23 protein-coding genes are annotated in these 23543 nt (G+C 67.6%); 7 read left to right on the top strand and 16 right to left on the bottom strand.

Translation table 11 applies throughout. From position 1 onward, the window contains the following. Positions 1-119: 119 nt before the first annotated feature. The 11 genes from rbsK to QZM35_RS12030 all read right to left on the bottom strand — a co-directional run bounded on the left by rbsK (position 120) and on the right by QZM35_RS12030 (position 12083). Positions 120-1049: a ribokinase gene (gene rbsK, locus QZM35_RS11980; RefSeq protein ID WP_089425355.1), complete on the bottom strand. Its 930-nt coding sequence runs from the start codon at positions 1047-1049 to the stop codon at positions 120-122. Further along, the gene (locus QZM35_RS11985; protein WP_039358736.1) at positions 1046-2077 is read right to left on the bottom strand and encodes a LacI family DNA-binding transcriptional regulator; all 1032 of its coding nucleotides are present in this window, start codon (positions 2075-2077) and stop codon (positions 1046-1048) included. The genes rbsK and QZM35_RS11985 overlap by 4 nt, the downstream gene beginning before the upstream one ends. 35 nt (positions 2078-2112) lie before the next feature. After that, entirely contained in the window at positions 2113-3132 is a 1020-nt protein-coding gene (locus QZM35_RS11990; RefSeq protein ID WP_301775969.1) for an ABC transporter permease, read from the bottom strand. After that, positions 3129-4742: a sugar ABC transporter ATP-binding protein gene (locus QZM35_RS11995; protein WP_301775970.1), complete on the bottom strand. Its 1614-nt coding sequence runs from the start codon at positions 4740-4742 to the stop codon at positions 3129-3131. The genes QZM35_RS11990 and QZM35_RS11995 overlap by 4 nt, the downstream gene beginning before the upstream one ends. Positions 4743-4887: 145 nt before the next feature. Continuing rightward, positions 4888-5838: a sugar ABC transporter substrate-binding protein gene (locus QZM35_RS12000; RefSeq protein ID WP_089425352.1), complete on the bottom strand. Its 951-nt coding sequence runs from the start codon at positions 5836-5838 to the stop codon at positions 4888-4890. Between the two features lie 278 nt (positions 5839-6116). Beyond that, entirely contained in the window at positions 6117-6503 is a 387-nt protein-coding gene (locus QZM35_RS12005; protein ID WP_301775971.1) for a DUF805 domain-containing protein, read from the bottom strand. Positions 6504-7014: 511 nt separating this feature from the next. After that, the gene (locus QZM35_RS12010) at positions 7015-7941 is read right to left on the bottom strand and encodes a CysB family HTH-type transcriptional regulator (protein ID WP_006484201.1); all 927 of its coding nucleotides are present in this window, start codon (positions 7939-7941) and stop codon (positions 7015-7017) included. A gap of 75 nt (positions 7942-8016) precedes the next feature. After that, positions 8017-9078: a sulfate/molybdate ABC transporter ATP-binding protein gene (locus tag QZM35_RS12015; protein WP_089431032.1), complete on the bottom strand. Its 1062-nt coding sequence runs from the start codon at positions 9076-9078 to the stop codon at positions 8017-8019. A gap of 13 nt (positions 9079-9091) precedes the next feature. After that, positions 9092-10036: a sulfate ABC transporter permease subunit CysW gene (gene cysW, locus QZM35_RS12020; protein ID WP_089425349.1), complete on the bottom strand. Its 945-nt coding sequence runs from the start codon at positions 10034-10036 to the stop codon at positions 9092-9094. Beyond that, a complete protein-coding gene (cysT, locus tag QZM35_RS12025) occupies positions 10033-10923 on the bottom strand; it encodes a sulfate ABC transporter permease subunit CysT (RefSeq protein WP_089425348.1) in 891 nt (296 codons plus the stop codon). The genes cysW and cysT overlap by 4 nt, the downstream gene beginning before the upstream one ends. A 122-nt stretch (positions 10924-11045) precedes the next feature. Further along, complete coding sequence (locus QZM35_RS12030) at positions 11046-12083, bottom strand: sulfate ABC transporter substrate-binding protein (RefSeq protein ID WP_011351893.1); 1038 nt, start codon at positions 12081-12083, stop codon at positions 11046-11048. 264 nt (positions 12084-12347) lie between these two features. On the opposite strand from QZM35_RS12030, the gene lexA reads away from it, so the two are divergent. The 3 genes from lexA to QZM35_RS12045 are packed head-to-tail and all read left to right on the top strand — an operon-like array spanning position 12348 to position 14097. Continuing rightward, entirely contained in the window at positions 12348-12995 is a 648-nt protein-coding gene (lexA, locus tag QZM35_RS12035; RefSeq protein ID WP_089425347.1) for a transcriptional repressor LexA, read from the top strand. A gap of 26 nt (positions 12996-13021) precedes the next feature. Continuing rightward, positions 13022-13357, top strand: coding sequence for a hypothetical protein (locus tag QZM35_RS12040; protein ID WP_006476078.1), 336 nt, complete (start codon positions 13022-13024; stop codon positions 13355-13357). A 29-nt stretch (positions 13358-13386) separates the two neighbouring features. After that, complete coding sequence (locus QZM35_RS12045) at positions 13387-14097, top strand: DUF2939 domain-containing protein (RefSeq protein ID WP_301776060.1); 711 nt, start codon at positions 13387-13389, stop codon at positions 14095-14097. Between the two features lie 106 nt (positions 14098-14203). On the opposite strand, the gene QZM35_RS12050 is transcribed toward QZM35_RS12045, so the two are convergent. Then, positions 14204-14701, bottom strand: a complete 498-nt coding sequence (locus tag QZM35_RS12050) for a universal stress protein (protein WP_039358765.1) — start codon at positions 14699-14701, stop codon at positions 14204-14206. Positions 14702-15037: 336 nt separating this feature from the next. Here QZM35_RS12050 and nodI point away from each other — a divergent pair, with 336 nt between their 5' ends. Both nodI and QZM35_RS12060 read left to right on the top strand, forming a co-directional pair. After that, complete coding sequence (nodI, locus tag QZM35_RS12055; protein WP_244115410.1) at positions 15038-15952, top strand: nodulation factor ABC transporter ATP-binding protein NodI; 915 nt, start codon at positions 15038-15040, stop codon at positions 15950-15952. Between the two features lie 6 nt (positions 15953-15958). Then, a complete protein-coding gene (locus tag QZM35_RS12060) occupies positions 15959-16792 on the top strand; it encodes an ABC transporter permease (RefSeq protein WP_089425344.1) in 834 nt (277 codons plus the stop codon). 36 nt (positions 16793-16828) lie between these two features. On the opposite strand, the gene QZM35_RS12065 is transcribed toward QZM35_RS12060, so the two are convergent. From QZM35_RS12065 to QZM35_RS12080, 4 genes are all read right to left on the bottom strand, one after another. Next, a complete protein-coding gene (locus QZM35_RS12065) occupies positions 16829-17251 on the bottom strand; it encodes a hypothetical protein (protein ID WP_021157006.1) in 423 nt (140 codons plus the stop codon). Positions 17252-17352: 101 nt separating this feature from the next. Then, positions 17353-18411 (bottom strand): permease, encoded by a 1059-nt coding sequence (locus tag QZM35_RS12070; protein ID WP_089472718.1) that lies wholly within the window; start codon positions 18409-18411, stop codon positions 17353-17355. Beyond that, entirely contained in the window at positions 18408-19535 is a 1128-nt protein-coding gene (gene mnmH / locus QZM35_RS12075) for a tRNA 2-selenouridine(34) synthase MnmH (RefSeq protein WP_089431028.1), read from the bottom strand. Before mnmH ends, QZM35_RS12070 begins: the two co-directional genes overlap by 4 nt. Before the next feature lie 64 nt (positions 19536-19599). After that, positions 19600-20553 (bottom strand): LysR family transcriptional regulator, encoded by a 954-nt coding sequence (locus QZM35_RS12080; RefSeq protein ID WP_089425341.1) that lies wholly within the window; start codon positions 20551-20553, stop codon positions 19600-19602. Positions 20554-20719: 166 nt separating this feature from the next. Between QZM35_RS12080 and QZM35_RS12085 the strand changes: the two genes are divergently transcribed. Together QZM35_RS12085 and QZM35_RS12090 are read left to right on the top strand one after the other, a co-directional pair. Next, positions 20720-22141 carry a M20 family metallopeptidase gene (locus QZM35_RS12085; RefSeq protein WP_174974592.1) on the top strand — a complete coding sequence of 474 codons (1422 nt, stop codon included), beginning with the start codon at positions 20720-20722 and terminating at the stop codon, positions 22139-22141. 35 nt (positions 22142-22176) lie between these two features. After that, positions 22177-23463 carry an MFS transporter gene (locus QZM35_RS12090; protein WP_089431026.1) on the top strand — a complete coding sequence of 429 codons (1287 nt, stop codon included), beginning with the start codon at positions 22177-22179 and terminating at the stop codon, positions 23461-23463. Positions 23464-23543 lie beyond the last annotated feature (80 nt).

Raw genomic sequence — 23543 nt, forward strand, 5'->3', positions numbered from 1 at the left:
ATGCGTGTTTCAGCGTGTTTTGGAAGCCAGGGATGGGCGGCGCTCCGCTGCCGGCGCGCGTCGCAGGTGGGCGGCCGGCCGTCGTTTGCAACGTACCGGCCGAGATGCTTGATCAGGCCCTATTCGGCCAGTTCGGCCAGCGTGGGAATCGACGGCTGCGCGCCCGCTCGGGTGACCGACAGTGCCGCGGCGCGTTGCGCGAAGCGGATGGCCGTATCGACGTCCGCGCCGGCCGCGAGCCGTGCGGAAAAGCCGCCGATGAAGGTATCGCCGGCCGCCGTCGTGTCGACGGCCTGCACGGCAGGCGCCGGATAATGCCGCGCCGCGCCATCGGCCGTCAGCGCCAGCACGCCGCGCGCGCCGAGCGTCACCAGCACGTTGCGCGCGCCGCCTGCCTGCAGCACGCGCGCGGCGGCTTCCGCCTCCGCCGGGTCGCGCACCGGCAGTGCGGTCAGCGCGGCGGCCTCGACCTCGTTCGGGATCAGGTAATCGACGAGCGGCAGCCAGCCGTCCGGCAGCGGTGCGACAGCCGGAGCCGGATTGAGCACCACGGTGCGGCCGAGCCGCCGCCCGGCCGACAGCGCCGCGAACACCGCGTCCGGCGGCGTCTCGAGCTGGCAGATCAGCACGTCGGCCGACGCCAGTGCGGCCTCGTGCCGGGCGACCGTCTCGGTCGTGACCTCGCCGTTGCCGCCCGCGACGATCACGATCGCGTTCTGGCTCGCATCGTCGACGACGATCAGCGCGACGCCGGTCGACGCCGACGCGCTCGTCGCGAGCCCCGCACAGTCGATCCCCTCGGCTTCGAGCCCCGTGCGCAGGGCCGTGCCGTGCGCATCCGCGCCGACGCAGCCGATCATCGCGACCTGCGCGCCGAGCCGGGCGGCCGCGACGGCCTGGTTGCCGCCCTTGCCGCCCGCCGCCTGCGCGAACGCATGACCGGCGAGCGTTTCGCCCGGCAGCGGCAGGCGCGGCGCGCGCACGACGAGATCCATGTTGAGGCTGCCGACCACCGTCACGCGGCCGGTGCCTGCCGCGGGCGCCGTCATGCGCGACCGCCGGAGGCCGGCGGCTCGCGATAGACCGCCGTCGATTCGCGCAGCACGAGGCGCGGCGACACGACGCGGCGGCGGCTCGGCACGGCGGTCGAGCCGCCGCCGATGCGCTCGATCAGCGTCTGCGCGGCCATTTCGCCGAGCGCGCGCACCGACTGGCCGACCGTCGACAGGGCCGGATACGTGTAGCGGGAGAATTCGATGTCGTCGAACCCGATGATCGAACAGTCGTCGGGCACGCGCATGCCGCGCTCGGCCGCCGCGCGCAGCGCGCCGACGCCCATCAGGTCGTTGCCCGCGAAGATCGCGCTCGGCCGCACCGATTCGAACAGCCGCGACGCCGCGTGATAACCGCCGAGGCACGAGAAGTCGCTTTCCGCGATCGCGCCCGGCACGATGTCGACCCCGCGCTCGGCCATCGCGCGGATGAAGCCATGCACGCGCATGGCGCTGACCGCCGTGTCGGTCGGCCCCGTGATGCAGCCGATCTTCGCGTGCCCGAGCTCGAGCAGGTGACGCGTCGCCAGGTACGCACCGCGCTCGTGGTCGATCTGCACGAGGTCGGCCGCGAGCCCCTCGATGTTGCGGTCGACGACGACGAGCGGCGCGTGGATATCCGCGAGCGTCTGAGCGAGCACCGCATCCTCGCCGGCCGATGCGACGATCAGCCCGTCGATGCGCTTTTCCTGCAGCACGCGCAGGTAGTTGCGCTGCTTGACGGGATCGTCGTCCGAGTTGCAGAAGAACACGCAATAGCCATTGGCCGCACACTGGTCCTCGATCCCGCGCGCAAGCTCGGCGAAGTACGGATTCGTGCTGTTCGGCACGACAAGGCCGATGGTCGCCGTCGCACGCGCCTTCAACGAGCGCGCCACGGCCGACGGCACGTAATTCAGCTCGCGGATTGCGCCCTCGACCTTCGCACGCACATCCGCGGACACCGGCCGCGAATTGTTCACCACGTGCGAGACGGTCGTAAACGACACGCCCGCCATGGCCGCCACATCCTTGATCGTCGCCATTTCCCGTTTCTCTCTGGTCTGTTCTGTCTGTCTTTCTACCGCACGCGGGTGCGCCGGCTGCGATACGTATCGAGCACGACCGCCACCACGATCACCGCGCCGGTGATGATCCGTTTCGTCGGCTCGTTCGCACCGATCTGCGCCAGCCCCGCGGCCAGCACGGAGATGATCAACACGCCGAAGAACGTGCTGATCACCGAGCCGCGCCCGCCCATCAGGCTCGTGCCGCCGATCACGACGGCGGCAATCACCTGCAGTTCGAGACCGACGCCCGCATTCGGGTCGGCCGCCTCGAGCCGCGAAATCTGGAACAACGACGCCAGCCCTGCGAGGGCGCCCATCAATGCGAATACGAGAATTTTATACGGCCTCGGGTTAACCCCTGCAAGTCGGACCGCTTCTTCGTTCGTGCCGATCCCGACGAGATAGCGTCCGAACACGGTGCGCGTCAGCACGAACTGGGCCGCGATCATCACCGCGACCGCGATCAGGAACGCCGGCGAGATGCCGAGCGTGATCGGGTTCGACAGGAAATCAAACGCGTCGCCGATGTAGGCCGTGCGCGAATTCGTCAGCTGGTATGCGAGGCCGCGCGCGGCCTCCAGCACGCCGAGCGACACGATGAACGACGGGATCCGCCAGCCGACGGTAACCGCGCCGGTCAGCGCACCCGTCGCGGTCGCGACCGCGATGCCGATCAGCGCGGCCGGCGGCGGCCCCCACTGCCATTTCAGCGCGGCGACGCTGACCATCGACGCGGCGAGCGCGAGCACCGAGCCGACCGACAGGTCGATCCCGGCGATGATCAGCACGAAGGTCATCCCGACCGACATCACGACGAGATCGGGAATCTGGTTCGCGATCGTGCTGAACGTATCGTAGGTCAGGAAATGCGAGCTCAGCACCGAAAACAGCGCAATCATCGCGGCGAGCGCACCGGCGAGCCCGAGGTAGTTCGACAGGCCGAGCCGCGTGCCGGACAGCGTGCGCGCACGGCGCCCCGTCACGTCCTGCTGCGCGCCTGCGTCGGTCGGGGTTACGGGAGGCTGGGTCATTGCGGTCGTCCTGTATTCGAAGTGCCGGGAGCAGCGCCTTGCGCCTGCCCCGCGTCCGGATGCTGCGCGCCGCCCGGCGGCGTCTCGCGGCCGAAGCCGGCGAACGCCGCGGCCAGCAGCGCATCCTGGGTCCAGTTGCCGCGCTCGAACACGGCGGTCATGCGCCCGGCCGACATCACGCCAATCCGGTCGCAGATCAGCATCAGCTCGCGCAGGTCGCTCGACACGACGACGAGCGCGCGGCCTTCGCGCGCGAGCGCGCCCATCAAAGTGTAGATCTCGAACTTTGCGCCGACGTCGATCCCGCGCGTCGGCTCGTCGAACAGCAGCACGCCCATGTCGCGTGCGAGCCAGCGGCCGATCACGACCTTCTGCTGGTTGCCGCCCGACAGCTCGCCGACCGCCTGCGTCGCGCCGTGCGCGCGGATCCGCAGCGCGTCGATCTGCTGCTCGGCAAGCGCCGTTTCGCGCGCGCCGTCGACGATCCCGCCGCGCGCGAGCCGGTCGAGCTGGCCGAGCGACACGTTCGCGGTGATCGACTGCGTCAGCAGCAGCCCTTCGCCCTTGCGATCCTCGGTGATCAGCGCGATGCCCTGCTTCACCGCCTCGACGGGCGAACCGATCCGCACCGACTTCGGCGGCTGGCCGATCGCGATCGTCCCCGCGTCCGGCGCATCCGCACCGTAGATCAGCCGCAACAGCTCGGTGCGCCCTGCACCGATCAACCCCGAGATGCCGAAGATCTCGCCCGCGCGCACCTCGAGCGACACGTCGCGCACCGCTGTCCCGCGGCTGAGGCCCGACACGACGAGCCGCGGTGCGCCGATATGACGCTCGCCGAGATCGATGTGCTCGCCGATCTCGCGCCCGACCATCAGCGTGACCAGCCCGTCGGACGTCGTCGCCGCCATGTCGCCCGCATGGACGAGCCGGCCGTCGCGCAGCACCGCGACGCGCTCGGCGACCCGTGCGAGTTCCTCGAGCCGGTGCGAGATGTAGACGATCGCGACGCCGCGCGCCTTCAGCCGGTCGATCTGCTCGAACAGCAGCTCGACTTCACGCGCGGTCAGCATCGCGGTCGGTTCGTCGAGAATCAGCACACGGCAGTCGCCGATCAGGTTGCGTGCGATCTCGACCATCTGCTGGTGGCCGATGCCGAGCGCGCCGACCGGCGTATCGGGATCGACCGCGTCGAGCCCGACCTGCGCCATCGCGGCCCGCGCATCGTCGCGCAGCCGCGCGCGATCGATGATCCCGAAGCGCCGCGGCAGGCGGTTCAGGAACAGGTTTTCGGCGACCGTCAGTGTCGGCAGCAGGTTCAGCTCCTGCATCACCATGCGCACGCCGAGTGCCTCGGCCTGCGTCCGGCTCGCCGGCGCATACGGCATGCCGCCGAGCTGCATCGTGCCGGCGGTCGGCTCGACGAGCCCGCCGATGATCTTCGACAGCGTGCTCTTGCCGGCGCCGTTCTCGCCCGTCAACGCAAGCGCGTGGCCCGCTTCGAGCGTCAGCGTGACGTCGGCGAGCACGGGTTCGGCATAGGTCTTGCCGATGCCGGAGACGGACAGCACGGGAGCGGCTGCGCGGGAGGGTTGGAAAGTCGGGTCCATCGCGATCCTGGTTGCGGCCGCGCGCACGCGGCGCGCGGGTGTGACGCTCACAAGTGCATGTGCATGCAGTGGCCGTGATCGCGCTCACCCCGGATAACGGCCGCCGCGCCCGATTCTTGAGGGCGGCGGCCGCATCGGGGCCGCGTCACTTCGTCACGAGATCCACCGGCGTCTCGACCACGCCCGACATGTCGGCCTGCTTGCGATGCTCCGCAATCGCCTTGAGCGCCGTGTCGATACCGAACACGGCCTGCTTCGCCGCGTACTGATCGGCGGTCGCGAGCACGCGGCCGTCCTTCAGCATCGGCTTGATCGCGTTGATGTTGTCGTAGCCGACCACGAGCACCTTGCCCTGCTTGCCGGCCGCGCGCACGGCCGACACGGCGCCGATCGCCATGTTGTCGTTGCCGCACAGCAGCGCCTTCAGGTTCGGGTATTCGTTGAGCATCGCGGCGGCGACCGCATTGCCCTTGTCGATCTCCCATTCGCCGGACTGCACCGACACGACCTTCATCCCGCCCGCCTTCATCGCGTCCTGGAAGCCGGCCGTGCGCTGCTGCGCATTGGTCGTCGTCGACACGCCTTCGACGATGCCGACCTGGTCGCCCGCCTTCAGCCGCTTCGCGAGGTAATCGCCGATCTTGCGCGCGCCCTTGCGGTTGTCCGGGCCGACGAACGGCACGTTCAGGTTCTTCGATTTCAGCACGTCGGGATCGAGCCGGTTGTCGATGTTCACGACGACGATGCCGGCGTCGACCGCCTTCTTCACGACCGGCACGAGCGCCTTCGAATCGGCCGGCGCGAGCACGATCGCGTCGACCTTCGACACGATCATCTGCTCGACGATGCGGATCTGGTTCGCGGTGTCGGTTTCGTCCTTGATGCCGTTGGTGATCAGGTCGAACTGGCCCGCGTTGTGTTTCTGGTATTCCTTCGCGCCCGTTTCCATCGTCAGGAAGAACTCGTTGGCGAGCGACTTCATCACGAGCGCAACCTTCGGCTTGGCTGCCGATTGCGCGTGGACGGCCGGTGCGGCGGCGACCGCGACGGCGGCGAGCGCGGCGGTCAGGAAGCGACGGCGAAAGAGGACATTCATACTCATCTCCTGGCGACCGGCCCCTAAGGGCCGGACTATTGTTTGACTGTTGTTTTAATGTGAGCAAACGTTTGCGCCACACTACCCGGGCAATGGCCATCGATGCTGCTGTCGGTACCACGGAATGGAAGCGAGGCAGACGGCCGACTGCCTGGCGCGTGCTGTCGTTTACGCGCCGCCGCCGGCGGGACGCCGGCGGAGTGAAGGCTATGCTGTACCGATTCGCGTCGGTGTGCAACCTGTCTGATCAATATTTAAGGGTTTATTCGGAGCGCGAGTCACGCCGGGCCCCGCGGCGCCGGTTCGTCTTCACCGGCCGACGGCGGCTCGCCGAAGCGGTTTGCATGCGGCGTGCCGGCGATGAAGCCGTTCATCACGAACAACGCGAGCGCGCCGACGATCGGCACGAACAGCAGCAGCATCCACCATCCCGACTTGTCGATGTCGTGCAGCCGCTTCACGCCGACCGCAATCGACGACCACACCGCGACGACCGCGATGACGACGGCCACCAGCATCACCAGCGGCGGCAGATCGTCTTCCGGCGCACCGCGGGAACCCGCATCGAAAATCGCGCTGACCACCGTGGAAACCAGCGCGTAGATCCACCACGGCAGGCGCCCGATCCGGCCTTCGAACGAAAAGAGAAGCCATTTCAGATTCATTGTTTACCTCTTCGTCACGCGTGTTGCGTGCTGCGCGGTAGGTCTCCGAGCGTGCCGGGACCGGCGATCCATGTGCGTTGTTTCTTGAAGGCGGACGGGCTGCCGGCTTTGCCTTTCGCACTTCGTTCCGGTGTTGCGCGTTGCATCGCTGGTGCGATCCGGCCGGCAGGATGGCGACCAACGGACGGCCCGAGCGCACGTCACCCGGCATTCACGCGCATTGAATCACATTTGCCGGCCAATGGATCGCTCGATATGGCAGATGGCCGAACCCGAAACGAGGCGTACACGCGCACCCTCTTGTTCTTGTCGTTGGGTCGGCAAGCGAATACATGTCGTTCGCCGCGCGCGGCGAAGAATCGGACGGAAACCGCGATGGCGGCCGATGATACGGTGAGTCGAATCACCCAGGCAGCGGCAAATCGCCTGCCGCTGCCCAATACATGACAACCCGCGCCGGTATGTCGCGCCATCCGCGGTGAGCGCGCGGATGACGCGCGACGCGCTGCCGTCAAACGGCTTCGCGCAACAGCCCCGCGATTTCCGCTTCGTTCAGATGCGGCGCGAACATCTCGATCAGCCGGTACGCATACGCGCGCAGGAACGCGCCCTTGCGCAGCCCGACCCGCGTCGTGCTCGCTTCGAACAGGTGCTGCGTATCGAGCGCGACGAGCCCCGTGTCGCGCTGCGGATCGTAGGCCATCGCCGCGACCACGCCGATCCCCATGCCGAGCTCGACATAGGTCTTGATCACGTCCGCGTCGATCGCGGTCAGCACGACGTCGGGCACGGCGCCCGCCTGCGTAAACGCCTGGTCGATGTGCGAGCGGCCCGTGAAGTCCTGGTCGTACGTGATGATCGGGTACTCGGCGATTTCCTCGAGCGTCAGGTTCTCGCGGCCGACGAGCGGATGGCCCTTCGGCACGACGACCGTGTGGTGCCACGAATAGCACGGGAACGTGACGATGTCCGGATAGCGGTCGAGCGCTTCGGTCGAAATGCCGAGATCGGCCTCGCCGTTCAAAATCATCTGCGCGATCTGCTGCGGGCTGCCCTGGCGCAGCGCGAGATGCACCTTCGGGAACACGTCGGTGAACTGGCGGATCACCTTCGGCAGCGCGTAGCGCGCCTGCGTGTGCGTCGTCGCGACGACGAGGTGGCCGCTGTCCTGGTCGGCGAACTGGCGCGCGACGCGGCGCAGGTTCTCGGCGTCGAGCAGCATCCGCTCGATCAGCTGGTGCACGGCCTTGCCGGGCTCCGTGAGCCCCGTCAGCCGCTTGCCGCGCCGGATGAAGATGTCGACGCCCAGCTCATCCTCGAGATCCTTGATCTGCTTCGACACGCCCGACTGCGACGTGTACAGCACGTTCGCGACTTCCGTCAGGTTCATGTTCTGGCGCACCGCTTCGCGCACGAACCGCAATTGCTGAAAATTCATGGGTATGCCTCTTAGGCTGTCGTTGTTTGATTGTCGATTCCGAGCGTATCCCGCCCCCTGCCCTGCATTTTCTCGTCAACGCGCGGGAAACACACGCACCGCGCGCGGCACCGCCGTCGCACCGTCGCCGACCTGCAGCGACAGCGCCCGCCATGCATCGCGATCGAGTTCGGCCTCGAGCGCGCCACCCGCGCGCGCCTCGAGCTCCACGCGCACCGAGCCGCCCAGCGGGATCACGCGGCGCACGTCCACCGCGATGCCGTCGCGGTGCCCGGCTTCGCCAACCGGCCACAGCTGCAGGTCGTGCGGGCGCACATAGGCGTTCGCGGGGCCCGCGAAATCGGCGTCGACCTCGATCGGCGCGGCCGCCCCCTCGGCGACGAAGCCACGCCCGGCGACCGTGCCCGGCAACCGGTTGGCCGCGCCGAGGAATTCGTAGACGAATGCGCTCTGCGGATGATCGTAGACGTCCTGCGGGCTGCCGACCTGCTCGACGTGGCCGCGGTTCAGCACGACGATGCGGTCCGCGACTTCCAGCGCCTCCTCCTGGTCGTGCGTGACGAAGATCGTCGAGATGTGCAGGTCGTCGTGCAGACGACGCAGCCAGCCGCGCAGCTCCTTGCGGACCTTCGCGTCGAGCGCGCCGAACGGCTCGTCGAGCAGCAGCACCTTCGGCTCGACCGCGAGCGCCCGGGCGAGCGCGATACGCTGGCGCTGGCCGCCCGACAGCTCGGACGGATAGCGCTGCGCGAGCCAGTCGAGCTGCACGAGCTTGAGCAGTTCGTGCACCTTCTCGCGGATCGCGGCTTCCGACGGCCGCTCGCGGCGCGGCTTCACGCGCAGCCCGAATGCGACGTTCTCGAACACCGTCATGTGGCGGAACAGCGCGTAGTGCTGGAACACGAAACCGACCTGGCGGTCGCGTGCACCGACCGATGCCACGTCGAGCCCCTGCAGCACGACCTGGCCGGCATCCGCGTGCTCGAGGCCCGCGATCACGCGCAGCAGCGTGGTCTTGCCGCAGCCGGACGGCCCGAGCAGCGCGACCAGCTCGCCCGGCGGGAAGTCGAGCGATACGTTGTCGAGCGCCGTGAAATCGCCGAAGCGCTTCTGAAGGTTACGGACGGTGATACCCATTCTGGTTGCCTCTTTACGATTTCGACGAAACGGCGCCGACGGGGCCGGCATGTGCGGGAACGGCGTCGTGCGCGTCGGCCAGTTCGGCCGCCAGATGACGCTCGGCGATCAGCTTCAGCGCGAGCGTGACGAGCGCGAGCAGCGCCAGCACCGACGCCACCGCGAACGCCGCCGCGAAGTTGTATTCGTTGTACAGGATCTCCACGTGCAGCGGCATCGTGTCGGTCACGCCGCGGATGTGGCCGGACACGACCGACACCGCGCCGAACTCGCCCATCGCGCGCGCATTGCACAGGATCACGCCGTACAGCAGGCCCCACCTCACGTTCGGCAGCGTCACGCGACGGAAGATCTGCCAGCCCGACGCGCCGAGCACGCGCGCGGCTTCTTCCTCGTCGGTGCCTTGCGCCTGCATCAGCGGAATCAGCTCGCGCGCGACGAACGGGAACGTGACGAAGATCGTCGCGAGCACGATGCCCGGCACCGCGAAAATGATCTGCACGTCGTGATCCTGCAGCCACGGCCCGAACCAGCCCTGCGCGCCGAACAGCAGCACGTACACGAGGCCCGAGATCACCGGCGACACCGAGAACGGCAGGTCGATCAGCGTCGTCAGCAGCGCCTTGCCGCGGAATTCGAACTTCGCGATCGCCCACGATGCGCACACGCCGAACACGAGGTTCAACGGCACCGCGATCACGGCGACGGTCAGTGTCAGCTTGATCGCCGACCACGCATCGGGATCGGCCAGCGATTCGAAATAGAAGCCGACGCCCTTGCGCAGCGCCTCGACGAACACCGCGGCGAGCGGCACGACGAGGAAAAACGCGAGGAACGCCAGCGCGATGCCCGTGAGCAGCCAGCGCACGACGCGCGACTCGCTGACGGGGTCGAGCCGCTTCGTGGCACGCGCGGCCGGCGACGGGGTTTTCAGCACGACGGTGGCCTCCTGGCTCATTGCTGGCCTCCTGCTGCTACGGCGACGGTGGCGGGCGCCGGGCCGCTCGCGCCCTTGCTCGTACGACGCTGCAGATACCACTGCAGCGTGTTGATCAGCAGCAGCATCAGGAACGACACGACCAGCATCACGACCGCCAGCGCGGTCGCGCCCGCGTAGTCGTACTGCTCGAGCTTGGTGATGATGAGCAGCGACGTGATCTCGGATTTCATCGGCACGTTGCCGGCGATGAAGATCACCGAGCCGTATTCGCCGAGCGCACGTGCGAACGCGAGCGCGAAACCGGTGAGGAGCGCCGGCAGCACGGCCGGCAGCACGACGCGGCGGAACGTCAGCCAGCGCGACGCGCCGAGGCATGCGGCGGCCTCCTCCTGCTCGCGCTCGAAATCCTCGAGCACCGGCTGCACCGTGCGCACGACGAACGGCAGCCCGATGAAGGTCAGCGCGACCAGCACGCCGGCCGGCGTGAACGCGATCTTGATGCCGAGCGGCGCGAGATACTGGCCGACCCAGCCGTTGGTCGCGTAAACGGCCGCGAGCGAAATGCCGGCGACCGACGTCGGGAGCGCAAACGGCAAATCGACGACCGCATCGACGAGGCGCTTGAACGGAAACGTGTAGCGCACCAGAACCCAGGCGACAAGAAAGCCGAACACGGCGTTGATCAGCGCGCCGCCGAGCGCGGCGGAGAACGTCAGCCGGTACGACGCGAGCACGCGCGGCGACGTGACGGCGGTGACGAACTGGTCCCACGACAGCGTCGCGGTCTTCAGGAACGTGGCGGCGAGCGGTATCAGCACCACGAGGCTCAAATAGGCCACCGTGATGCCTAGCGTCACGCCGAAACCGGGCAGCGCGCTCGGCTTGCGAAAGGTGTACGTCGTCATCGGATGCTCTTGCTGGGTCGATGCTGCTCATGGGTCCGACGCAAACGCCGGCGCAGTGAATCGCGCCGGCGGCCCGTCGGGGATGCGGCGCGCTATCGTGGCGCGCCGCTGTCGTTATGGCGTTACTGCGGCTTGTAGATCGAATCGAACACGCCGCCGTCCGCAAAATGCGTCTTCTGCGCATTCGTCCAGCCGCCGAAGGTATCGTCGACCGTGTACAGCTTCAGCTTCGGGAACTGCTTCGTCAGCTCCGCCGGCACGTTCTTCGAACGCGGCCGGTAGTAGTTGCGCGCCGCGATCTCCTGGCCCTGCGGGCTGTACAGGAAGTTCAGGTACGCATCGGCCAGCTTGCGCGTGCCCTTCTTGTCGACCACCTTGTCCACCACCGCGACGGGCGGCTCGGCCAGGATGCTCACCGACGGCACGACGATCTCGAACTTGTCGGTGCCGAATTCCTTGACCGACAGGAATGCCTCGTTTTCCCATGCGATCAGCACGTCGCCGATCCCGCGCTGCACGAAGCTCGTGGTCGCGCCGCGCGCGCCCGAATCGAGCACGCCTGCGTTCTTGTAGAGCTTCGTGACGAATTCCTTCGCCGTCTGCTCGTTGCCGCCCGGCTTGTGCACCGCATACGCCCATGCGGCCAGGTAGTTCCAGCGCGCGCCGCCCGACGTCTTCGGATTCGGCGTGACGATCGAGATGCCCGGCTTGGTCAGGTCGTCCCAGTCCTTGATCCCCTTCGGATTGCCCTTGCGCACCAGGAACACGATCGTCGACGTGTACGGCGACGCGTTGTCGGGCAGGCGCTTCTGCCAGTCCTTGTTGACGAGCCCCTTGTTCGCGAGCGCATCGATGTCGTACGCAAGCGCCAGCGTGACGACGTCGGCCTGCAGGCCGTCGAGCACCGAGCGCGCCTGCGCGCCCGAACCGCCGTGCGACTGCTTGAAGTTGACGGTCTCGCCCGTCTTCGCCTTCCACTCCTTGCCGAACGCCTGGTTGAAGTCCTGATACAGCTCGCGCGTCGGGTCGTACGACACGTTCAGGAAGGTCGTATCGGCCTGTGCGTGCGTCGCGACGCCCAGCGCCGCCGCCGCGCCCAGCGCGAGTGTTGCGATCAGGCGGCCCACTCCGCCCACCAGCCCCGTATTGCGCTTGCCCATCCTTGGTTCTCCAGTGTTGTCGGTATTGCGATGTCGGGCCAGTCTAACGAACGGGTTACATGATTAAAAATAATCGTTCCTTATTTTTTAATACTCAAAAGTGCTAACGCAGACGGGATGGATGGTTGTGGCAGATGAACCGGCGTCCGGGCGTCGTGAAATCGCGTCGGAACCGGCGCGATCGCGTCGAACCTCACGTAACACTTGAAATTCTCGAACTACTGTATAAAAATACAGCTCACTGTCTATCCATACAGTTGAGCCATGACCAAACTCACCGCCCGTCAGCAGCAAGTGTTCGACTTGATCCGTCGCGCGATCGAGCGCTCCGGATTCCCGCCCACCCGTGCCGAGATCGCGGCCGAACTGGGCTTCAGTTCGCCGAATGCGGCCGAGGAGCACCTGCGCGCACTCGCGCGCAAGGGTGTGATCGAGCTGGCCGCCGGCGCGTCGCGCGGCATCCGCCTGCTCGGCATCGACGATGCCCCGCACCAGTTCACGTTGCCGCACGCCGCCCTGATGCAGTTGTCGCTGCCGCTCGTCGGCCGCGTCGCGGCCGGTAGCCCGATCCTTGCGCAGGAGCACATCTCGCAGCATTACGCGTGCGATCCCGCGCTGTTCTCCAGCAAGCCCGATTACCTGCTGAAAGTGCGCGGCCTGTCGATGCGCGACGCCGGCATCCTCGACGGCGACCTCCTCGCCGTGCAGAAGCGCACGGAAGCGAAGGACGGCCAGATCATCGTCGCGCGTCTCGGCGACGACGTCACGGTCAAGCGCCTGATGCGCCGGCCGGGCGGTCTCGAACTGATCGCGGAGAACCCCGATTACGAAAACATCTTCGTCAAGGCCGGCAGCGCGGAGTTCGCGCTGGAAGGCATCGCCGTCGGGCTGATTCGCTCGGGCGAACTCTGACATTCCGTCTCGCTGAGGAGAACATCATGGAACGCCTTGCCCGTCTGCTGCCTTTCCGTCAATTCGGCCGCCTGCGTCACCTGCGCGGCCGCACGCCCTGCGCACCGCTGTCCGCGGCGGCGCCTGTGCAAGAAGAAGTCGCAGTCGAACGGCAGGCGTCCCTGCTGCCGTCGGCGCTCCCCGCTTTCGCGCGGGTATCGCTGAACGCCGGCCTGAATCACGCCGAACCCGCGCGCCGTGCACCGGTGCGCGTCTATCACGGCCGTTCGCGCCTGATCATGGTCGGCACGATCGATGCCGTATGCCGGATGATCGATCGCTGCATCGCAGAGGAACGATCGGCCACGCCCGGCGGTCTCTGATTGCGGAACATCCCCGCACCGGAGGCAACGTGACCGGATCTTCGGGCCGCGCATGGCGGCTCAAGCCCCTTCTGATCGTCGTGCTGGCCGTCGCCATCGTTACGGCGATCGGCTATGCCTACGCATCGCCGTACGTCGCGCTCGGTCGCCTGAAATCGGCGATCGATGCGCGCGATGCACAGGCCATCAGTGAATATGTCGATTTCCCGTCGCTGCGCATCAGCCTGAAGCAGCAGGTCACGGAAGAGTTGATGCGCCGGATCGACGCGGTGAAGAAGAACAATCCGTTCGCGGTGATCGGTGCGCTGATCGGGTCGGCACTGATCGGCCCGCTGGTCGATGCGTACGCGACCCCGGAAGGCGTAGCCGCGCTGATGAGCGGATTGCCACCGCGTGGCAATCCAGGAGAGCGCCCACCCGAATGGTCGAATCTGCCGCCAGGCAGCAATACGCCGGCGGCGCCGGCGGCCAATCCGGCTCCACCGGCAAGCGCAGCCGCTCCGGGTAGCAACACGGCCTCTACGGCTGCGTCATCGGCACCACCCGCCGCTGCCGCACCGGCCAGCCCGGTCGATGCAACGCATGTGCCGCACCAGCAGCAAACCAGCGCCGGTTACCGGAATATCGATGAATTCGTCGTGACCTACCAGCGCAGTGCCGACGGCACGCGCTATGCGGCGATATTCCACCGCTTCGGCCTGTTCTCGTGGAAGTTGTCCGCGATCGACCTACACGCTTGAGCGGTCTTGAGTGGCCGCGGTCAGCGCCCACCCCACGGACGTGGCACGACGCCCGACCGGCGCGATTCGCCGGTCAGGCAGTCATCGAATCATCCGAATCATTGGATCATTTGCCGTTCGCCGTGGCCGCTTCACGCTCCCGCGCGATTTCTTCCTTCTGCTCCTGCGCCGACGAACACGCAACCAGAATGCTGCAGTTCACGCGATCGAGCAGTTGCGTGTTGCCCGACCCCATCCACCATCTGGACAACCCGCTACGGCACCGATGGCCAACGACGACGAGGTCGGCCTTCAGCTCCGTCGCAAGATTCGCGATTTCGTCGATCGGATAGCCGAACGCGAAATGGCCTTCGGCCTGCACGCCGCGCTCGCGCAGCCAGTTCACCCCTTCCTGCAGGATTTCACGCGCGGTTTCCTCGAACCGGCCACATGCGACGTCGGTCAGCAAACCCGCGCTCTGTGCAATGCTCGAGCGCATGTCGACCACCGACAGCAAATGCGTCTCGGCCTTCAGGTCCATCGCGAGATTGGCGCCGCAACGCAGTGCCTTGCGTCCTTCGAGCGTGCCGTCGTAACACAGCAAAATCTTGTTGTAGCTAGCCATGAAACCTCCCTGTCACAACACCGAGCCTACGCATTCATCATGGTGCGCCGCAATTCAGGACGCAAGGGATGGAAAACGCTGATTCGCCCCGCTCGGCTCGTGCGCGATGATGCAGTGCACGATCGGTGCGACCATGCATCGCATCGTGCAGGCATGCCCTGAAGAGACGCAGCCGATGCACTAGAATGGCCCGTTCGTACTCCAGCGGGCCATCAGGCGCCGGCGTCGTGCGCTTCGGTCATGCCCGTGTGACACGCAATCGTCCGATCGGTTCGTCAACCGGCCACGCATCCGGCAGCGGAACGCTTCCGCGCCGCCTACAACGACAACATGCCCATGTCCGTTGCACCGATCGATTTCCGGAACGTCGAGAAGCACTATGGCGACAAGCTCGTCGTCAACGGCCTGTCCTTCACCGTCCAGGCCGGCGAATGCTACGGCCTGCTCGGGCCGAACGGCGCCGGCAAGACCACCACGCTGAAAATGCTGCTCGGCCTCACGCATCCCGATGCAGGCACCATTTCGCTCTGCGGCGAACCGGTTCCATCGCGTGCGCGGCATGCGCGCCAGCGCGTCGGGGTCGTCCCGCAGTTCGACAATCTCGACCCCGACTTCACCGTGCGCGAGAACCTGCTCGTCTTCAGCCGCTACTTCGGCATGTCGGCGCAGGCCGCGCACGCGCTCGTGAAGCCGCTGCTCGAATTCGCGAAGCTCGAGAACAAGGCCGATGCGAAGGTCGGCGAGCTGTCGGGCGGCATGAAGCGCCGCCTGACGCTCGCGCGCGCGCTCGTCAACGATCCGGACGTGCTGGTGCTCGACGAGCCGACGACGGGCCTCGACCCGCAGGCGCGTCACCTCATGTGGGAGCGGCTGCGCTCGCTGCTCGCGCGCGGCAAGACGATCCTGATCACCACGCACTTCATGGAAGAAGCCGAGCGCCTGTGCGACCGCCTGTGCGTGATCGAGGAAGGCCGCAAGATCGCCGAAGGCGCGCCGCACGCGCTGATCGAATCGGAGATCGGCTGCGACGTGATCGAGATCTACGGGCCCGATCCGGCCACGCTGCGTGACGAGCTGTCGGCGTTCGCGAAGCACACCGAGATCAGCGGCGAGACGCTGTTCTGCTACGTGAGCGATCCGGAACCGCTGAGCGCGCGACTCAAGGGTCGCACGGGGTTGCGCTATCTGCATCGCCCGGCCAATCTTGAAGATGTGTTCCTGCGGCTCACCGGCCGCGAAATGCAGGACTGATCGATCATGGATGTCCGCAACTATTCGACCGCCGCACCGTCGGCACCGCCGCGCGTGTCGCGCTTCGCGATTGCGATGCCCGCGAACGCGACCAACTGGATCGCCGTCTGGCGGCGCAACTATCTCGTCTGGCGCAAGCTCGCGCTCGCGTCGATGTTCGGCAATCTTGCCGATCCGATGATCTATCTGTTCGGGCTGGGGTTCGGGCTCGGGCTGATGCTCGGCCATGTCGACGGCGTGTCGTATATCGCGTTCCTCGCGGCCGGCACGGTCGGGTCGAGCGTGATGATGTCCGCGAGCTTCGAGTCGATGTATTCGGGGTTCTCGCGCATGCACGTGCAGCGCACGTGGGAAGCGATCATGCATACGCCGCTCGCGCTCGGCGACATCGTGCTCGGCGAGATCGTTTGGGGAGCCAGCAAGGCGATGCTGTCGGGGGCCGCGATCATGCTCGTCGCGGGGGCGCTCGGCTATGCGCAGTTTCCGTCGATGCTCGCGGCGCTGCCCGTGATCGTGCTCGCAGGCCTCGCGTTTGCCAGCATCGCGATGATCGTCACGGCGCTCGCGCCGTCCTATGATTTCTTCATGTTTTATCAGACGCTCGTGCTGACGCCGATGCTGCTGCTGTCGGGCGTGTTCTTCCCGATCACGCAGTTGCCGCCGATCGCGCAACACGCGGCGCAGGCGCTGCCGCTCGCGAATGCCGTCGAACTGATCCGGCCCGCGATGCTCGGCCGGCCGGCAACCGACGTCGCGCTGCATGTCGCGGTGCTCGCCGGTTACGCGGTCGGCGGATTCCTGCTGTCCGCGTGGCTGTTCCGGCGGCGGATGATGCGCTGACGGCCGGCGCACGGGCGCCGGCTTCCTGCGACGACCTTACTCGTCGTCGTCGCTCCACGGGATCTCGACGTCGGTCAGGAACGCGACGGTCGCGAGCGGGCCGCCTTCCTGGCGGCCGAGCTTGCCGTCCGCGCGATGCCATTCGACGCGAAACTGCGTGCCCGGATCGTCGGCCAGCAGATAGACCGTGCGCAGCTCTTCCTTGTCGGCTTCGTCCACCGGGCCGTCGAACGACACCAGCATCTTCTGCGGCCACAGGCCGTTGACCGGATCGTAGATGCGATCGCCTTGCGGAATGTCGATGCTGGCCTCGACGCCGATCGTTGCGGAGGCCTCGATGATCATCGTGCCGAGTGCGTTCAGCACGGCAGTCGCCCGCGCGGAATTGGCCTGGCGGATCGCGAGATCGCCGCGCGTCAGCGCCTTTTCGAGTCGAGGATGGATCTTCGGTTGGGTCATGCGTTTTCCTGTTTGCTTCTTGTAAATGGCGCCGCACGCGTGAAACGGCGGCGCCGGATGAATACGACGATTGCGCGCTGCTGGCGCGCCGCCTGCGCGCGTCAGAACCCGAGCGCGACCGCGAGCAGGCCGCTCGCGATCCCGAACACGACGACGAGCGTCGCGACGATGGCCAGCATGTAAGGCTTGAACGAACGCGCGAGCATCGCGAGCGACGGCACGCTGATCGGCGGCAACGTCATCAGCAGCGCGGCGGCCGGGCCAACGCCCATGCCGAGCGACAGCATCGCCTGGATGATCGGCACCTCGCCGGCCGTCGGGATCACGAACAGCATGCCCGCGACCGCGAATGCAATGATCCAGCCGAGATGATTGCCGATGTCCGGGCCGATATGCGGGAACAGCCATGCGCGCGCGGCGCCGAGCAGCAGCACGAGCACGATGTATTCGGGCACGAGCCGCACGGCCATGCGCGCGAGCAGCTTCATCCAGCGGACGAACGGATTGCCGGCCGCGGCCTGCTCGGCCGCCAGCGCGGCGAGCTGCGCATCGTCGATGCTGCGGTCTTCAGGGCGTGCGATGCGGTTCAGCAGATAGCCGATCCCGAACACCATCGCGATGCCGAGCACGAGGCGCAGCGCACTCCAGTGCCAGCCGAGCACGAAGCCCATGAACACCAGCGCCGCCGGGTTCAGCACCGTGTTGCCGAGCCAGAACGCGACCGCACCGCCCGGCGATGCATGGCGCGCACGCAGCCCCGCGACGACCGGCGCCGCACAGCACGTGCACATCATGCCGGGCAGCGACAGCAGGCCGCCCGCGGCGACGCTGCCGAAGCCGGTGCGGCCGAGCACGCGCGCGACCCAGTGCGCGGGCAGCAGCGCCTGCACGGCCGAACCGAGCAGCAGGCCCAGCACCATTGCCTGCCAGATCGCCTTGCCGTACGCCCACGCGTAGTCGAGCGCGGCCTTCAGCGACGGCTCGGGCGCGGTCGCCGACGTGCCCATCAGGATCGACTGGCCGATCGAATGGTGCTCGGCGGCCACGAACGCCTTGTTGTAGTACGGAAACCATTTCACATAGAACAGTCCCGCGACCGCGATCAGCAGGAAGGTCATCCAGCCGAGGGCCGGATTGGGTTGGGTGCGTGTGGTCGTCATCGTGTGGTGGTCGATTGGTTTTGGTCAGTTTCGAATGTCGCGCCTGCAGCAAACGCGGCCGATGCGGGTAGCCCGGCCTGTGCGAGCTGGGCCAGCAGCGCACGCGCCTGCTCGCGCCCATCGGCGGCGTTGGGCCGGAACGTGAACGTCAGCGCCCGGTTCGGCTTGTTGTATGCCGCGCGGTAGGTCCGTGCGTAGGCCGGATCGTAATGCTTGTCGATCAGTTCGGTGAACAGTTCGGCCCGCGCGTCCGCATCGATCAGCGCCTTCCAGTGCGTCACCTGCTCGCGGCTGTGCAGGCCGATCAGCCGATTGAGCTGCGCCTTGAACGTATCCGGTTCGTCGAACAGGTGAGCGTAGTCGTCGAGGAGAAATGCGATGCGCTCGTCATGCGCCGCGTCGACATGCACCCACGGCCCTGCGTGAAACGCTTCGATCAACGCGATCGGCAACTGCACGAGCCCGATCCGGCGGCTTTCCGACTCGACGAACACCGGCCATTCGGGGTCGAAACGTCCGAGTGTTTCGACGAGCCCCGAATCGAACCCCTTCTGCGCCGGCTGAGGCTTGCCCGGCAGCGCGCCGAGCAGCGAACCGCGATGGCACGCGAGCGCCTCGAGATCGAGCGTCTGCGCGCCCACGTCGCGCAGCGCGTTCAGCAGGCGCGTCTTGCCGCAGCCCGTATGGCCGACGAGCGCGATGTAGCGAAAGCGCGTCGGCAGCGAGTCGAGCGTCGCGCACACCGACTGGCGGTATGCCTTGTAGCCGCCGTCGAGCTGGCGCGCCTTCCAGCCGATCAGGTTGAACCAGGTCGTCATCGAGCCCGAGCGCTTGCCGCCGCGCCAGCAATAGATCAGCGGCCGCCAGTTGCGCGGACGGTCGGCGAACGTCGTGTCGAGATGGCGCGCGATGTTGCGCGCGACCATCGCCGCGCCGACCCGGGTCGCCTCGTACGGCGACACCTGGCGGTACATCGTACCGACGAGCACGCGCTCCTCGTTGCTGAGCACGGGCGCGTTCAGCGCGCCGGGAATATGGTCCTCGGCGAACTCGAGCGGCGTGCGCACGTCGATGATCTCGTCGAACTCGCCGGCGCGATCGAGGGTGACAATCAGGTTCTTCAATTTGGCGTCGAACGGGGGCGATGCGGCTCGATGAGCCGCATGGGCACGGAAGGCGGATTGACGATTATCTCACGGGCCGGCGTCTCGGGCCGCGCGCGGCAGTTGGCGGCGCCGACGCGGCCTGCATCGCATCGATCAGATGGTCGCGGAACGCGCGAACCGACGCGGGCAGGTCACGCCCCGCCATCGTCTGCACCTGGATGCTGCGCTCGCGCAGCTGCGGGTTCGTCACGGGCACGACGACGAAGCCGTCCGCGGCGCAGCGGTCACGCACCGACAGCAGCCCCGTGAACATCACCGCGCCCGTGCGGCGCGCGTAACCGTACATCGCCGCCGTGTTGTTGCTCGTCAGTTCGGGCTCGAGCAGCAGCCCGTCGAGCGCGCACGCGATGTCGATCAGCTGGCGCACCGTCGTGCCGGCCTCGGGCAGCACGTGCGGGTGACGCGCGACATCGGCGAGCGACACGGCTTCCCGCGTCGCGAGCGGATGGTCGTGCCGCACCAGCGCGAAGATCGGCGCGCGCTCGGAGTGGTCGACGCGCACGCCCTTCTCCGGCGCGAGGCTGAAGCTCAACGCGATGTCCACATCGCCATCGCGAACACGCCGCGTCGCGTCCGCCGGTGACACCACCCATACGGAGAAATCGACACCCGGATGGCGCGCCTTGAAGCTGGCCAGCGTGCCGGGCAGGAAATCGATCGCGAACCCTTCCGAGCACGCGATCTTCAGCAGGCTGCCGTGCAGCGCGTCGAGCCCGCCGATGTCCTTCATCACGTGCTCGGCCTCCAGCAGGCTGCGCTGCGCGAACGCCAGCAGCCGCTCGCCGGCCTCCGACAACGCCATTCCGCGCGGCCGGCGCTCGAACAGCGGTGCGCCGAGCTCGTTCTCCAGTTTCGCGATCTGGCGGCTGATCGCCGATACGGCCACGTGCAGCCGCGCGGACGCGTCGCTGATCGAGCCGGTGCGCGCCACCTCGACGAAATACCGCAACGCCAGGCCATGCAGGAAAGCCGCCATCGCTCTGTCTCCGCCCGGCTGCCGGGCTTGCCGCTTTGCCTTTTCGGCAAAGAAAGGTTCGAAATTCGATCATTGTGACAAAAAAAACGGCTTCCTAGAATCGATCGCATTTCACGCTGCATGCCCGATCCGGCGCGTGCAGCGAAGCCGTCAGAGGAGACCCGACTTGAGCCGTACCGCCGCCATCCAGCACGCGCTGAACCAGTTCGAATCCGGTGCGTTCTTCACGACCCTGAGCCGCCGCGTCGGCCTGCGCACCGAAAGCCAGGAGAGCGGCAATGAAGCCGCGTTGCGCGCCTACCTGACCGACGAGATCGCCCCCGAAGCCGCGCGCCTCGGCTTCACGTCGCGGATCGTCGACAATCCCGTCGACGGCGGCGGCCCGTTCCTGCTCGCCTCGCGCCACGAAGACGACGCGCTGCCGACCGTGCTGATCTACGGCCACGGCGACGTCGTGCGCGGCTACGACGCGCAGTGGCGCGCGCCGCTGTCGCCGTGGACGCTGACGGCCGACGGCGACCGCTGGTACGGCCGCGGCAGCGCCGACAACAAGGGCCAGCACACCATCAACCTGGCCGCGCTGGCGAGCGTGCTCGACGCGCGCGGCGGCCGGCTCGGCTTCAACGCGAAGCTGCTGATCGAAATGGGCGAGGAAACGGGTTCGCCGGGCCTCGACGCACTGTGCCGCCAGGAACGCGACGCGCTCGCGGCCGACGTGCTGATCGCATCCGACGGCCCGCGCATCGCCGCCGCGCGCCCGACGGTATTCCTCGGCTCGCGCGGCTCGGTCAATTTCAAGCTGAGCCTGCGCGCCCGTGACGGCGCGCATCACTCCGGCAACTGGGGCGGGCTGCTGCGCAATCCGGCGATCGTGCTCGCCCATGCGCTCGCGAGCCTCGTCGACGCGCGCGGTGCGATTCGCGTCGCGGGGCTGCGTCCGCCGCCGATCCCGGCGGCCGTGCGCGATGCGCTCGCCGACCTCTCCGTCGGCGGCGGCCCCGGCGATCCGGCGCTCGACGCCGACTGGGGCGAGCCCGGCCTCACCGCGCCCGAGCGCGTGTTCGGCTGGAACACGTTCGAGATCCTCGCGTTCAAGGCCGGCAACCCCGAGCACCCCGTCAACGCGATCCCGCCCGCCGCGTACGCGCACTGCCAGTTGCGCTTCGTCGTCGGCACCGACTGGCAAGCGCTGCACGCGCATCTGCGCACGCACCTCGATGCACACGGCTTCGCCGACATCGAGATCGACGTCGAACGCGGCGCGCCGGCGACGCGCGTGCCGCCGGACGATCCGTGGGTGCGCTGGGCCGTCGCGTCGCTGGCGCGGACCACCGGCAAGAAGCCCGCGATCCTGCCGAATCTCGGCGGCACGCTGCCGAACGAAGTGTTCGCCGACACGCTCGGGTTGCCGACGCTGTGGGTGCCGCACTCGTACCCGGCGTGCTCGCAGCACGCACCGGACGAGCACCTGCTCGCGAGCGTCGTCAGCGAGGGGCTGCAGATGATGGCCGGCCTCTTCTGGGATCTCGGCGACGACGCACCGACCGCTCGCCGCACGGCGCCCGCCGCGGCCGACGCCGCCCTGTAACGCGCTTCGCCCCTTTCACGGGACCTGCACACACGATGAATACGACCACCCTGACCTCGCAGGAAGCCGCCCGCCCCAGCGCCGCGAAGATCCGGCGCATCATCTTCGCGGCGTCGATCGGCAACGCGCTCGAATGGTTCGACCTGATCGTCTACGGCTTCTTCGCGGTGACGATCGCCAAGCTGTTCTTCCCCGCCACCAGCGAAGCGACGTCGCTGATGCTGACGCTCGGCACGTTCGGGCTGTCCTACCTGATCCGGCCGATCGGCGGCTTCGTGCTCGGCGCGTACGCGGATCGCGCGGGCCGCAAGGCGTCGCTGCTGCTGTCGATCGCGATGATGATGGCCGGCACGCTGCTGATCGCACTGATGCCGACCTACGCGTCGATCGGCCTGCTCGCGCCGCTCGGGATCATGCTGTCGCGGCTGATGCAGGGCTTTTCCGCGGGCGGCGAATTCGCGAGCTCGACCGCGTTCCTCGTCGAGCATGCACCGCAGCGGCGCGGTTTCATGTCGAGCTGGCAGTTCGCGAGCCAGGGCCTCGCGACGCTGCTCGCATCGGGCTTCGGCGCGTTGCTGACCTCCACGCTGACGACCGCGCAACTCGAAAGCTGGGGCTGGCGCGTGCCGTTCCTGTTCGGGCTCGCGATCGGCCCGGTCGGGCTGTATATCCGCCGCTACGTCGACGAGGGCGTCGAGTTCAAGACGCAGGCACGCTCGGAAGCGCCGGTGCGCGAGCTGTTCGCGGAACAAAAGGTGCGGGTGCTGCTGTCGATCGGCGCGCTCGTGATCTCGACCGCGATCAACTACATGATCCTGTACATGCCGACTTACGCGATCAAGCAGCTCGGCCTGCCCGCCTCGACGGGCTTCGCTGCCACGCTCGCGACCGGCTTCGTGCTCACGCTCGTCACGCCGGTCGTCGGCCACCTGTCCGATCGTACCGGGCGGATCCGCATGATGGCGGTCGCGGCGGTCATGATGCTCGTCACCGTGTACCCGACGTTCGCGTGGCTCACGCGTCACGCGTCGTTCGCGACGATGCTCGCCGCCCTGGTCTGGATCGGTGCGCTGAAGGCGATGTACTGCGGCGCGCTGCCGGCGCTGATGGCCGAGCTGTTCCCGTCGCAAACCCGCGCAACGGGGCTCGCGGTCAGCTACAACACGGGTGTCACGCTGTTCGGCGGCTTCGCGCCGTTCGTCATCACCTGGCTGATCAGCGCGACCGGCAACCGGCTGTCGCCGGCGCTCTACCTGATGGGGTGCGCGCTGCTGAGCCTCGCCGCGCTGTTCGTCGCGCGCACGCGGCTCAAGATGCGATAACGGAACGACCGATGGCGCAGCGATGCGCCGCCGGTGCGGCCCGTCGCGGCATCGCTGCCGCGCGGGCCGGGCGCCACCTG

Source organism: Burkholderia sp. AU45274, assembly GCF_030482505.1.
Lineage (GTDB): Bacteria > Pseudomonadota > Gammaproteobacteria > Burkholderiales > Burkholderiaceae > Burkholderia.